The organism is Psychrobacter fulvigenes (assembly GCF_904846155.1).
GTDB classification, from domain to species: domain Bacteria; phylum Pseudomonadota; class Gammaproteobacteria; order Pseudomonadales; family Moraxellaceae; genus Psychrobacter; species Psychrobacter fulvigenes.
Map to the genome: position 1 here is coordinate 3,176,647 of NZ_CAJGZP010000001.1, position 12,283 is coordinate 3,188,929.

Sequence of the window (12,283 nt, forward strand, 5' to 3'; positions counted from 1 at the left end):
CTACTAAAAAACCCGCATAACCGATTGGTCATGCGGGTTTTACTATTCTTAACTGACTGCTTTTATCTGACTGGGTTTTTTATGGTATTTTTTAATACAATATATCAATCAAGCAGAGTAGACATCAAAGGCTTACTTCTTTTTCCACGTTTGGCTACGTGAGAATGGGCCTAGGTAACCTTTTAGATTGAGGGTATTACCTTCCAAACTTGCGGTCATACGATAGGTTTTGTTTTTCTCAGGATCAGTGATATTACCACCGCTATACTTACCGCCACCGTCAGCTTTTAGACCAGAAATAACTGTCATGCCAACGTGCTTTTTGCCTTTCTCTGAGACAGTGCTGATGAGCTTACCGGTCAATACACCATTCGATTCAGTGATTTTGACCACACCCTTAGGCTTGCCGTCATCAAAGGTCTGCCAAGTAGTATTGGCTAACGGATCAGCAGCGAATGCCATAGTGGCCATGCTGATACCAGCAACTGCTAACATAGATTTTGTAAATAGTTTCATAGATCGACTCCTTTCTTACAATGATTATTCAAAACATGATAGTTTTGCGTTTTCCTATGCTATCGCTTGCCGATTACTAATAGTTATTAGTCATTTGAATCACACAGGCGATATCATTGATTTATCCATTATAGACAAAATTTTTACTTTGCCTAGTAATTTCTTTATAGCTTAACACCTCTATAATTTATCACTATATCAAATAGTTACAAGAAGGGATTGTCAATACTTTCATCTGATTGGTCATTTTTTTCTTTTGACGAAAGCGATTTTTTCATATTTTCATCTGATTTTTCAAAAGCTTGCAGTATTTTACTGGTGAGCTCATGCAGCTGTTTGGCTTGCTCATACCCTGACGCATCAAGATATAAATCTATGTCACCATAGATAATAATTTTATCTTCTTGGTTCTCTATGACCAGCTCACCAATCTGCATACTTTGATGGTTGTTCGCAAATGGATCAATCATGGTACTCTCCTCTATATTGACGAAACTATGCGTTTCTAGCTTGCAGTTGCTCCATTAGCCATTCAAGTATGGCCCAGACAAACAATAGCCATATAGGCTCCTCACCTGAAGAGTCTGACTCGTCTATATCCTCACCTGCTTTTAAGGGTAGATCTAAAGCTTCTGCCTTGGTTTGCTGATCCAGCACAGGCAAAACGTCAATACCAGTCTCGGCGGCTAACGCGTCGATGCTAATAACTTCTATGCGCTCAGACTCATCATTTGGCGCGTAATACACACCTGCTTGATTAATCGCTGGTATATAAACTGCCTTAAAAAAATGACTGGGTACCAGTACACGTCCTGCTAGCTGCTTGGTTTTTTTATTGGTAAAGGCAACCCCTGTTACCGTATACACTTCACCATATTGCTGAGTAAGGTAGCGCGTTGCAGACTCAATATTACGCCAAATATAGCGATTGTTACGCGGAGACTGCGGCGCAATATTGGCCAAACTAAAACTGTCATACTGCTGGCTACGATTGGCCATGTCACCATTCGGCGCTAAGTGCCCGCGATCATAGCCAGAGCCTGAATAATCTGATAGTTTGGCGCGTGCTGAGGTTGGTAGGCGGCTCTCTTCATGAAAGCTGTCCTCACGGTCGATAGTCTTAGCTTGCTGTAAACGCTTGCGGGTCAAGTGCTCTGCTGACCAGAGCGGTGTACGTGAGACACCAGAGTACATGACAGCAAAACCATCAAAACACAGCGGATGAGTATTGGTATTGAGCTTATTATTGACGAATTCAGGATATATCCCAGCATAAAAAGACTGGTTGCACTGAGTAAAGTCATCAGCATACACCGATGACATGCTTAATATACCCAACATGACCGTTACTATTGTCATTATTATGCGACTTTTCAGGCTATCTATGAGCCCATTCAAACTTACCATGCGGTTTCTTACCATTTATACTTGCCAATACGAAGACGCTATCCTAGCAGGCGTTTACCAATAAAGAAAGATAAGGCGCAAACCGTGACATTTCAAATCTTATCCGCTATACTTAGCCATTCAAAAATCGGTGAAGTGGGTGAGTGGCTGAAACCGCACGCCTGGAAAGTGTGTATACGTTCATAGCGTATCGAGGGTTCGAATCCCTCCTTCACCGCCAATCTTATAAAATCTTAGTTTTCCTAGCTTGTCCTAAACTATCCTATATACATCTTAAACCCTTTAAATATAACGCGTCTAGCGTTTTTTTTATGTCTGTCGTTTTCCCAGTCTATCCGAACATAACCCATCTATCCCGTGACTTGTGTTGGTCTATCTGTTGGTCTATGATTTCATTAGACCTCAAAAAGACCAACATTTAGGCTTTATAATTCAGCTTTAGACCAACGTTTTAGTTGTAACGCTTGAATCATATGGCTTGTAGCCACAGGAATAGACCAACATGCTAAGCGATAGTAAGATCCGCAAGCTTAAACCAAGTGAAAAATGCACGCCTTCGCGTCCTGACAAATACAGCGATCAGTATGGCCTACAGCTTTTGGTACGCAGTACGGGCACAAAAACATGGATAAGCGCTTATCGCTTTGATAACAAGCAGACGCGTATGACGCTTGGCACCTACCCCATTATGTCATTGTCTGAAGCAAGACAGGCCAACACTGAGATAAAGGCTCTGCTAGCTGACGGTATCGATCCAAAAAATAAAAAGCGTCAAGACAAACTTGCTAATATCCACGCGCAGAAATTTAATGACTACGCCTTAGAATGGCTCGCTGAGCGCCAGCGTAACGTCAAGCCTCGTACTTATCAGCAAGACTATAACCGTATGCATAAAGACGTGTTGCCACACTTTGAAGGCATCGTACTAAAAGATGTGAGCTTTGAAGATTGCCGATCAATGGCAGATGAGATCGAAAAGCGTGTGAACAAAGACGGTGAGCCGCCACGTGAGGTGACCAGACGCACTATCGATCTGGTGGCTAATGTTTTAAGACGTGCCAAACGCGAACGCATCATTGACCAAAACCCAATCGATGATCTAAAAGCACTCTACCCTAAAGCCAAAAGTCAGCACATGAAGCATGTGGATATCCATGAGCTGCCTGCCCTACTCCAAGCTATCGAGGGCTATCATGGTCATGATCAAACCCGCTTAGGTATGAAATTTTTAGCCTATTCATTTTGTCGTACTATTGAGCTACGTATGATGAAATGGGCACATATCGATTTCGCTAACCGCTTATGGCGTGTTGACATCGATAATCTTAAGATCGCGCGTAAACACGTCGTACCGCTGTCAGATCAGATGCTCGCAGTACTAGAAGAGATGAAAGGTATCACAGGGCAGTATGAATATGTGTTTTACCATACAGGTATGCATCAGCCCTATAGTGAGGAATTCATTAATAATGCACTAGATATACTAGGATATGCTGGTAAACAAACTGGACATGGCTTCCGTCATATCGCATCTACCAACCTCAATGAGCTTGGCTATATGGGTGACGCCATTGAGAAGCAAATGGCGCATGATAAAAAAAGCAGCATACGTGCGGTTTATAACCACGCGCAGCATTTAGAGGAGCGCCGTAAGATCATGCAGGTCTGGGCAGACTTTTTAGACCTACTCAGAGACACAGGCGAGGTTGTAGACTTTCAGACAGCGCGGCAGCAGATTGAGAAATCACTTAACGAGCGGACTCAATCATCACTATCAGATATGGATAGCGATGCTTTAATAAAAGCGCTAATAGACAAGGGCCTAAGCGCTGAAGATATACAGCAATTAACTAGTCCAAAGTAGTCTAAACCGATCTTGCCGGATTCATCGCAACAATCTGTATCATAGAGCCCATCCCGAATTCTGTGTAACTGCCATTTAGATTAAATGCTTACTGATACGATCATCAAACATAATCATAAAGCGATTCAAAGCAGACGTCCAGTTACGAATCGGCATCGACCACTTTTTAGAGGCCTGCTGGGTGGCTAAGTACACCACTTTGAATGCTGCCTGATCAGATGGGAACACCTTACGCTTATTCACCGCCGTCCGAATCACACTGTTTAGCGACTCTATCGCATTGGTGGTATAAATCACTTTTCATTCGCTTAGCTTTCTGAACTGACTCTAGTGTCTCTTGTATTTATGTTTGTTCGCAGTAAGCTGACGACTCTTAGAATTCCAGTCCATTTGATTATTATTGTTCTTCTTGAGCGTTTTCTGCATTTGCTGCAATGGATTATGACTATCCTCTTCATTTATAATTTTTTCCTCTAGTTCTTCAAGTTTATCTAGTTGCTCTAGTTTAGCTGTTTCTTCAGGTTCAATAGCTTCGATAGTCTTTTCTGGTGCAACAGCTTCAATAGTCTTTTCTGGTGCAACAGCTTCGATAGTCTCTCCTGGTTTGGTAAGCTCTTTTTTAGAAGATCTTCTTCCACTAATATGCTTGCTGATTTTCAATAACTCATGCCTATCTTCCAAATTAGCACTTTTGATAAGTGCTTCAACAGCCTTCTTAGGTGTAGCTTTTAGTTGCTCAGATAATTTTATTAGAATAGCATTCGACTCTTTATTTAATTTGAAAGTGCTACTGTTCTTAGAGTTAGATTCTTTTTTTCTATATTCGCGTGAACCATGAGCTTTCTTTAATAAATCAATAATTTCGTCAGAAGAAAGAACTGCAAACTTCTTCCTTTTCTTGGTATTACGTTTGATACCTGCGTTTGCAGCTTCAGGTGATTCGGTTGCGAAGCCAGAAGAATAAGTCGTATATGGTTGTGACAATTCGTTATTCTTGTGATATCTATAACTAAACCCTTGTATATCTAAAGACGCTTTTATTACTTCGATTTTCTAAAATGGTAGGTGATGATCTTTCCTAGTTATTGGAACAAATATACCATAAAGTGATAATATTTTTTCTTCAATAAACCTTTCAAGAATAAGATCGATTTCGTCTTCAGGTAACTTATCTAGCCAGTTTAATTTGTAATCATCAATACGGTTTGAAACATAGTGGCCTCTATAGTTGTTGATAGCAACTGAATGAGTAGGGTCTAAGTACTGAATATTTTGATCAAAACCTTCTCTGATAATTAGAGTTTTATTACCCTTACGACTGCATCCACGAATATCTATAACTTTAATCAAACGGTCTGTAAATTCAATTGCAGATGTAGATCGTAGAAGATCCAAAAGTAATCGATTATCTCCATTCTCCATCTCAGTAATAAAATAGCTAAGCCACAACGCAGCTCGTAGCTCATTCCTGATCCATAACAAATCGTTATCATTGATAAGTATTGTATGTGCATTATCGCCGATTATTCGAGCAGCCTCACTTGGATTATTTTCCTTCTTTAAAGCATCCATTAAGCATTTATGTACTGCAGTTTTATCTGGTAAGTCAAATATACCTAGGGCTATAGCTATGTTGTTTTTCTCAAAATGCATAAGAGAATAGTAAAAAACATAGGCTTGTCTCACCGTAAGTTTCTTGACTACATTCTCCCAAAGCGGATTGCCTTTATACCTACTTCCGTACAACTCTTCGACGATATCAATATGATCACTCATTACAATAGACTCGGTAAACAAGGTTTAATTAGCATAAAAAAAACGTGAAATAAAAGCATAAAAACGTCCTATAACCGTAATAAAAACGTAGAAAAAATAGCCGTTAATACTAGGGCGTGTCATCAATTAAGCCAAACGACACAAGAAACTAAGTGAATGGCACTAAGGAAATGACTGGCTAACTTATCATAGCGAGTGGCAATCGCACGATACTGCTTAATCTTGGCAAAGAAGTTCTCTATTAGGTGCCTCGCTTTATAAAGCTCTTTATCGAAGTCTCTTGGCTGCAGCCGATGACACTTAGATGGTATAACTGCATTACCTTGCACTGCTTTAATCGGTTCAATAACGCGGGCATCAGCATCGTAAGCTTTATCGGCAAGCCACGTTTGGCTAATACTGACATCAAGCAATTCATCTGAGCCACACAGATCATGAGCTGCCCCACCTGTTAGATAAAAGCCAGTAGGATTGCCTAGCGCATCTGTTCGAGTATGTATTTTAGTCGTCAGTCCACCTTTGCTGCGTCCAATGGCTTGATCCCTTTTTTTCCAGCACTGTGCTGGTGGGCTTTAACAATCGTGGCATCTAGCATGGCATATTCGTCATCGGATTGTTCAGAGAGTTGATTAAAAACCTGCTCCCATACGCCTTTTTTTGACCAGCGACTAAAACGAGTATGAATCACTCTGAAGTCGCCAAAGCGTTCAGGTAGGTCACGCCAAGGTATGCCGGTCTTGTAACGGTACAGAACCGCTTCTACGAACAAGCGGTTATCCTTTGCAGTAACACCAACGTCACTTGGTTTACCAGGTAGAATGTCTTTAATTCTCTCCCATTGGTCATCACGTAGGGCATGTCGTCTTGTCATAGTCATTGAGCTCAAATTCCTAAATACGATCTAAGTTAGCTTATTCTGAAATATCTATGCTAATTGATGACACGCCCTAGATAGTATACGAGTTTATATGCCAAATATAGCTATTTAAATATAATAGTGCATTATAGTGTTCTAAATTATTTTTTTATAATTAATCCCGACTTATTATTAGGCTTCCTTACACAAGAGTTAAAAAACTTAGAGAGCATTATGGAATTGTTTGTGTTGTCAATTTTGACGATACTAGGAATTCGATAAATCGAAATTTATTTTCGGAAACACTCAACGGAAATGATCAATGGTTATCAACTTATAGCACTAGTCTAACCTTACCGATAATGAGTGGGTACAAACAAAATTCCTTTACTAAAAATGGAGGTGTACTGGGCCAAATTTCTTTACCAGGTTAACGCTACCTATAACTATTTGTTTCCAATTAACTGTAATTCATTTTAAGCTAACTCCATTCTTAACGCATTTTCATAATCTCTCGTCTCACTCGCATCCAAACATTACAACCCAAAAAAGCAACTTGCACTGGTACGCAACCTGCTTAGTGGGTTATTTATATTATTAACTAATACTCAATACCTACCAGTAAAAAATAACACACTTCATTGATGGTTATGAACAGCAACCTCAACCTTAAAATCAATGGAGCACACTCATGTCACATTCACTCATTAATCAATCACAACTTATTGCTAATATTGATAGGCTCGTTAGAGACGTCGTATTTCAATCTGTCAATTTTGACGATATTAGAAATCGTTTGAACGCTTTATATTCCCCCTTCATGGAAACTCTAAATCCTGATTTATTTTATTCACAAACCATCGACTCATTTGTGTATAGTACCGATGCTATTGTCGGTGATTTATACCCGTCTGATGTTATTTGGGATCACAGTAAAACACAGCAATTCGTTAATAACATAGCTTGTTATAAACAGGACATTGAGACCGAGGATAACGCTTGGCGCTATCAAGAGAGTCAGAATAGAAAGAAGCTCGAAAGCTACGTTAGAAACCTGCTGAATCACTACTCAAGGCTGTTGTTCATTCGAGTGGACTTGATGTATCTGAAAGAAACGAGTCATATGGTGACTATAGAAGACTTCAATGATCACATGACTAAGCTCAGAGATTTCATAGGAAATAAGAAGACATGCTTTGAGCATTTGCAAGGTAACGCTTGGGCTTTAGAGCAAGGGTATGAGAATGGCGGTCTGCATTGTCACTTACTGCTCATCTATGATGGTTCAGAAAGGAATAGTGATTATTACTTAGCGAAAGAAGTCGGTGAGAAATGGAAGAGCATCACTGAAGGTACTGGTACTTACTATAACTACCATGACGCTGAGGCTAAGCAGCGCTACGAGCGATATGGCAAATCAGGTATTGGTATGATCCACCGAGATAATCCGCAGCAAGTCGAGAATGCAGTGCGTACGGCATTATACTTAACCAAACCTGATAAGGTGGGTCAGCATTTAAAAGTATGGCTACCAAACATGCGTACCTTTGGTCATGGTATTTACCGTACAAATAAGCGTCGTGGATTACCGCCCATAACAAACTAATTTCAAATACATACTACATTCATGAGATACCACCGCTCACGCTTTGTGAGTGGTTGATCTAAATACTCCCTTTCCCAAGGTCTGCCTCGTGCAGGCCTTTTTTTATGCCCTAAATTTAAGGAGCACTTATGAAACCAGTATGTCCACGTTGTCAGTCCACTGCGGTCTATGAGGTGACAGATGCTACCAGTCACCCACTGGTGAGTGAAACAGTCTTACCTGCAGTACTCGTCCCTCTCAGTATTGGCTTATGTAAGTCACTCAATATCCACCCTGTCATCGGTGTTGTGCTTGGCAGTGTCTTAGCCACTGCTATTGAGCAGGCAGTACCTCATCACACACGACCGATCACTCACAAGCAGTATCGCTGTGATCAGTGTTCTCACGTTTATCACGCCGTGAATGAATCACTCTTTTACATCCCCTCAATTTAATAAACAACACAAGGAATATTCTTATGGCACATTTAATCGAAACTATGGCATACATTGGTGACACCCCTTGGCATGGACTAGGGCAAGAGCTATCGCCTAAGCAGCCTATCGAGATCTGGGCACGTGAGGCGGGTATGGATTGGCGTATTGAGTCGTCGGACGTCAGCTACATGGCAACCAATGACAAAGGCCAAAACCTCATTATGCCTTTTGACAACAATAAGGTATTGTACCGCTCAGACACACTTGAGCCATTATCAGTGGTCAGTCAGCGCTACCAAGAAGTACAACCGAATGAGATCTTAGAGTTTTATCGCGATCTGACTGAACAAGCAGATTTTGAATTAGAAACCGCAGGCGTTTTAAAAGGCGGCTGTAAGTTCTGGGCATTGGCTCGTACCGGTCAATCCGCAACATTACGTGGCGGTGATGTCAGTCATGGCTATCTGTTACTAGCAACGGCATGTGATGGAACCCTTGCCACCACAGCGCAGTTCACCAATATTCGGGTAGTGTGTAATAACACCCTAGCAATCAGTCTTGCTGATGGCAGCGGCGGTGTGGTGAAAGTACCGCACAGCACCACCTTTGATGCACAGAAGGTCAAGCAGCAATTGGGCGTGTCCGTCAGCCAGTGGGATGACTTTAACTATGAGATGAAGCAATTAACCAATCGACGAGTGACCCAAGCAGAAGCGGCCAATTACTTAAACCGTGTGTTTAACGATGTTAAAGACGATGGCCTGATTCTGTTTAATACCGCTAAGAAGGAGAAAGAAGCGGTGCCCAATGCCCGCGCCATGAATCAGGTAATGACGATGTTTAACGGTCAAGGTCGCGGTGCTGATTTGGCCTCTGCTAAAGACACCGCTTATGGGCTACTGTCTGCGATGACAGAATTTGTGGATCATGAACGCCGTGCCATGTCGCGAGACCATCGCCTAGATTCTGCGTGGTTTGGGGCTGGGGCGAAGCTAAAGGATAAAAGCTTAGAGCAAGCGCTATTGATGATCGCCTAAATCAGCGTATGAAACTTAATGATTAAACCACGCTCAAGGGCGTGGTTTTTTTATGCCGTCTATTCAAGACATTACAGCCATTACTCACCAATAATAAAATTGTCCAAGGAGTTCACTATGAACACGATCGCTTTACACAACACCAATCGCACTCAGCTAAGCGCTAAACGCTCAACGGTTAAGGTTAAGGTTAAGCCAACAGCAACACCGCTAAAGCAAGATAGGACTGTTGATAAAACCAATCAATCTAATACCTCAACCACGGCCAAACGTCTGATCAATACCAAAGACTTAAGTCGTGAAGAGTGGTTAGCCGTTCGCAAGCAAGGCATTGGCAGTAGTGATGCCGCTGCTGCTTGCGGTATTCATCCGTATCTCTCTATGCTTGAGCTATGGATGATTAAGACAGGACGCATGAGCTCAGACATCGATGAGAGCATTGAAGGGTACTCGCCTTTGTATTGGGGCAATACCTTAGAGCCGATGGTCGCTAAGTACTATCAAGAACACACAGGCAATAAGGTACGGCGCGTCAACGCCATCTTGCAGCATCCTGATGCTGATAAAGCTTTTATGCTCGCCAATTTAGACTATGCCGTAACAGGTAGTGACGAAGTACAGATACTTGAATGTAAAACCACAGGTGAGCATGGCGCTAAGCTGTGGAAGCATGGCGTGCCGTTATACGTGACTTGCCAAGTACAGCATCAGTTAGCAGTGACAGGTAAAAGCGCTGCGCATATCTGTGTGCTGCTGTGTGGACACGAGGCTAAGATTTATAAGGTCGAGCGTGACGAGCGTTTGATTGAATCCATCGTGGAGCATGAGCGTCTGTTCTGGCAGTATGTGGAAACCGACACCCCGCCCACCCCTGATCATTCTGAATCTGCAGCCAAAGCACTAAAACTGCTATATCCAAGCCCTAAGCCGTCAAGCAAGATTGATCTGACGGATGACGACGGTGCCAATAAGTTATTTGAGCAATTACTGAGTTATCGTGACTACATGCAAGAGTTAGAGCAGCGTCATGATCAGGTGAAGCACCAGCTGCAAACGCTGATTGCTGATAATGAAGTGGCAGTGTTTGAAAAAGGGGCTATTTCATGGAAGCGCTCGAAAGACAGTATTGGCTTGGATAACAAGGCAGTACTTAAAGCCCACCCTGAGCTGATGGATCAGTTTAGTAAAACCCGCCGTGGCAGTCGCCGCTTTGTGGTGTTAAATGATTAAGCACAAATCGAAGCCATCAATACATTAACCAAAATCAAATGCATAAACGCTCACCCTTCAAGGTGGGCTTTTTTTATGGCTTAAACAATTTATTAAATACACAAGGAATACCACTATGATTAAAGGTCTAACCATAACCCCACCCGTCTTAGGTCGAATCAGCATTGGCCGTGTCATCGTCAAAGATGGCAAGCGTCTGCCTGCGAAAGACGATCAATTCACCATTACCAGCCAAGTGCAGAATAAGGATGGCTGGGTCAATCATCCACTAGATGCAAAGCTGCGTAAGGGTACAACCGATAAGCTCAGACAAATACCAGTACGGATGCTCTTTAACGATCCTGAACTGAATCTACGTGCTGAATACACTTTGTTTGATCGGCAAACAGGCAGACCGTTATGCGTCGGCGATGGTGAGCAATGTCAGCGCCGCACAAGTAACGGCGTTGAGCAGTTGCCTTGCCCATCCCCTGATCGTTGCCCACTAGCACAAGGCGGAGCCTGTAAACCTTATGGTCGTCTGTATGTGAATCTATCAGAAGACGATGAGCTGGGTACCTTTATCTTTCGCACTACTGGCTTTAATAGTATTAGAACGCTTGCCGCACGCTTAAGCTACTTTGCGGCGGTATCAGGCAACAAACTGTCGTGTCTACCGCTGCAATTGACCCTAAGAGGTAAAAGCACCACCCAAAGCTATCGTACGCCAATCTACTTTGTGGACTTAACCCTGCGTGAGGGCGTCACGCTTAAGGATGCAGTACAACACGCTGGAGCGATTGATCGTGAGCTGAGCGAACACGGCTTTGATCAAGCGGCACTGGAGGAAGTCGCCAAACAAGGGTATGTGAACTCAGCCTTTGAGATCGATAGTGATGAGGCACTTGCCGCTATTGAAGAATTTTACCCAGCCGAGAGTAGTGACACTAATCAACAGCAGCAAGAACACAGGCAAAATGGGCTAGCCACTCATGAGGTGAGTAGCATTGAGCAGGGACTACGGCAAAGTGTGACAGCGGTGAGTTAAAGCGGTTAAGACAGATAAGCGGCATAAAAAGGAGCTGAGTAATCAGCTCTGTTTTTTTGTATGTGAGATAAACGGAGACGACCGGACGGTATGGGATGCGGTAAAAAATTATAGGTCTCCCTAACTGTATGAGAGGAAATGCTCTCATTAACTTATAAGGAGCAAGTCATGGAACAGTTAAACACAAGCACTCAGCAAAATGTAACAGTACCAAGCATGCCGCAAATACCGCGTATGCTACCGCTCAAGCAAGTCGTGCACTATACAGGGCTTAGCAGTACAACGATTTACGATATGCTCGATAAAAGATCAAATCGTTATGACCCTAACTTCCCTGTTCAGGTAAAATTATCAAAGGGACGTGTGGCTTGGGTTGAAAGTGAAGTTGCTCAGTGGATTGAAAGTAAGATAGCTGCTCGAGTTCATTAGATAGTAATATAAAGATAAGCCGCTTAGTGCGGCTTGTTATTTTTTTGTCTAAGTTCGTCTAAGTTCGTCTAAGTTCGTCTAAGTTCGTCTAAGTTCGTCTAAGTTCGTCTAAGTTCGTC

The 12,283-nt window shown here is 42.4% G+C and carries 12 protein-coding genes, 1 tRNA gene and 2 pseudogenes; 8 read left to right on the forward strand and 7 right to left on the reverse strand.

Features of this window, described 5'->3' with window-relative positions; genetic code table 11:
- Positions 1–132: 132 nt before the first annotated feature.
- The 3 genes from JMX03_RS13460 to JMX03_RS13470 all read right to left on the reverse strand — a co-directional run bounded on the left by JMX03_RS13460 (position 133) and on the right by JMX03_RS13470 (position 1,875).
- Complete coding sequence (locus JMX03_RS13460; protein ID WP_201573053.1) at positions 133–516, reverse strand: DUF2147 domain-containing protein; 384 nt, start codon at positions 514–516, stop codon at positions 133–135.
- Positions 517–722: 206 nt separating this feature from the next.
- Positions 723–986, reverse strand: coding sequence for a hypothetical protein (locus tag JMX03_RS13465; RefSeq protein ID WP_201573050.1), 264 nt, complete (start codon positions 984–986; stop codon positions 723–725).
- 25 nt (positions 987–1,011) lie between these two features.
- Positions 1,012–1,875: a DNA/RNA non-specific endonuclease gene (locus JMX03_RS13470; protein WP_265090484.1), complete on the reverse strand. Its 864-nt coding sequence runs from the start codon at positions 1,873–1,875 to the stop codon at positions 1,012–1,014.
- A 177-nt stretch (positions 1,876–2,052) separates the two neighbouring features.
- Between JMX03_RS13470 and JMX03_RS13475 the strand changes: the two genes are divergently transcribed.
- Both JMX03_RS13475 and JMX03_RS13480 read left to right on the forward strand, forming a co-directional pair.
- Positions 2,053–2,143, forward strand: a tRNA-Ser gene (locus tag JMX03_RS13475).
- 282 nt (positions 2,144–2,425) lie between these two features.
- A complete protein-coding gene (locus JMX03_RS13480) occupies positions 2,426–3,787 on the forward strand; it encodes a tyrosine-type recombinase/integrase (RefSeq protein WP_201597376.1) in 1,362 nt (453 codons plus the stop codon).
- A gap of 75 nt (positions 3,788–3,862) precedes the next feature.
- On the opposite strand, the pseudogene JMX03_RS13485 reads toward JMX03_RS13480, so the two are convergent.
- The 4 genes and pseudogenes from JMX03_RS13485 to JMX03_RS13500 all read right to left on the reverse strand — a co-directional run.
- Positions 3,863–4,087: pseudogene (locus tag JMX03_RS13485) on the reverse strand (transposase); the annotation flags it as partial.
- A gap of 27 nt (positions 4,088–4,114) precedes the next feature.
- A complete protein-coding gene (locus JMX03_RS13490) occupies positions 4,115–4,771 on the reverse strand; it encodes a hypothetical protein (protein ID WP_201597378.1) in 657 nt (218 codons plus the stop codon).
- 69 nt (positions 4,772–4,840) lie between these two features.
- Positions 4,841–5,563: a hypothetical protein gene (locus JMX03_RS13495; protein WP_201597380.1), complete on the reverse strand. Its 723-nt coding sequence runs from the start codon at positions 5,561–5,563 to the stop codon at positions 4,841–4,843.
- A 122-nt stretch (positions 5,564–5,685) separates the two neighbouring features.
- A pseudogene (locus tag JMX03_RS13500) lies at positions 5,686–6,434 on the reverse strand (IS5 family transposase).
- Between the two features lie 676 nt (positions 6,435–7,110).
- On the opposite strand from JMX03_RS13500, the gene JMX03_RS13505 reads away from it, so the two are divergent.
- From JMX03_RS13505 to JMX03_RS13530, 6 genes are all read left to right on the forward strand, one after another.
- Positions 7,111–8,025 carry a YagK/YfjJ domain-containing protein gene (locus tag JMX03_RS13505; protein ID WP_201597384.1) on the forward strand — a complete coding sequence of 305 codons (915 nt, stop codon included), beginning with the start codon at positions 7,111–7,113 and terminating at the stop codon, positions 8,023–8,025.
- Positions 8,026–8,153: 128 nt separating this feature from the next.
- Positions 8,154–8,459 carry a hypothetical protein gene (locus JMX03_RS13510; RefSeq protein WP_201597385.1) on the forward strand — a complete coding sequence of 102 codons (306 nt, stop codon included), beginning with the start codon at positions 8,154–8,156 and terminating at the stop codon, positions 8,457–8,459.
- Positions 8,460–8,482: 23 nt separating this feature from the next.
- A complete protein-coding gene (locus JMX03_RS13515; protein ID WP_201597386.1) occupies positions 8,483–9,478 on the forward strand; it encodes a DUF932 domain-containing protein in 996 nt (331 codons plus the stop codon).
- Between the two features lie 117 nt (positions 9,479–9,595).
- On the forward strand, positions 9,596–10,708 hold the full coding sequence (locus tag JMX03_RS13520) for a YqaJ viral recombinase family nuclease (RefSeq protein WP_201597388.1): 1,113 nt from the start codon (positions 9,596–9,598) through the stop codon (positions 10,706–10,708).
- Positions 10,709–10,823: 115 nt separating this feature from the next.
- Positions 10,824–11,735 (forward strand): recombination directionality factor, encoded by a 912-nt coding sequence (locus JMX03_RS13525; RefSeq protein ID WP_201597390.1) that lies wholly within the window; start codon positions 10,824–10,826, stop codon positions 11,733–11,735.
- A 168-nt stretch (positions 11,736–11,903) separates the two neighbouring features.
- A complete protein-coding gene (locus JMX03_RS13530) occupies positions 11,904–12,164 on the forward strand; it encodes a helix-turn-helix transcriptional regulator (RefSeq protein ID WP_227695806.1) in 261 nt (86 codons plus the stop codon).
- The last annotated feature ends 119 nt before the right edge of the window (positions 12,165–12,283 follow it).

Excerpts from the sequence above, each read along its gene's own strand:
- JMX03_RS13460 (WP_201573053.1), bottom strand. The coding sequence starts at position 516 with ATGAAACTATTTACAAAATCTATGTTAGCAGTTGCTGGTATCAGCATG.
- JMX03_RS13465 (WP_201573050.1), bottom strand. The coding sequence starts at position 986 with ATGATTGATCCATTTGCGAACAACCATCAAAGTATGCAGATTGGTGAG.
- JMX03_RS13470 (WP_265090484.1), bottom strand. The coding sequence starts at position 1,875 with ATGACAATAGTAACGGTCATGTTGGGTATATTAAGCATGTCATCGGTG.
- JMX03_RS13480 (WP_201597376.1), top strand. The coding sequence starts at position 2,426 with ATGCTAAGCGATAGTAAGATCCGCAAGCTTAAACCAAGTGAAAAATGC.
- JMX03_RS13495 (WP_201597380.1), bottom strand. The coding sequence starts at position 5,563 with ATGAGTGATCATATTGATATCGTCGAAGAGTTGTACGGAAGTAGGTAT.
- JMX03_RS13505 (WP_201597384.1), top strand. The coding sequence starts at position 7,111 with ATGTCACATTCACTCATTAATCAATCACAACTTATTGCTAATATTGAT.
- JMX03_RS13510 (WP_201597385.1), top strand. The coding sequence starts at position 8,154 with ATGAAACCAGTATGTCCACGTTGTCAGTCCACTGCGGTCTATGAGGTG.
- JMX03_RS13515 (WP_201597386.1), top strand. The coding sequence starts at position 8,483 with ATGGCACATTTAATCGAAACTATGGCATACATTGGTGACACCCCTTGG.
- JMX03_RS13520 (WP_201597388.1), top strand. The coding sequence starts at position 9,596 with ATGAACACGATCGCTTTACACAACACCAATCGCACTCAGCTAAGCGCT.
- JMX03_RS13525 (WP_201597390.1), top strand. The coding sequence starts at position 10,824 with ATGATTAAAGGTCTAACCATAACCCCACCCGTCTTAGGTCGAATCAGC.
- JMX03_RS13530 (WP_227695806.1), top strand. The coding sequence starts at position 11,904 with ATGGAACAGTTAAACACAAGCACTCAGCAAAATGTAACAGTACCAAGC.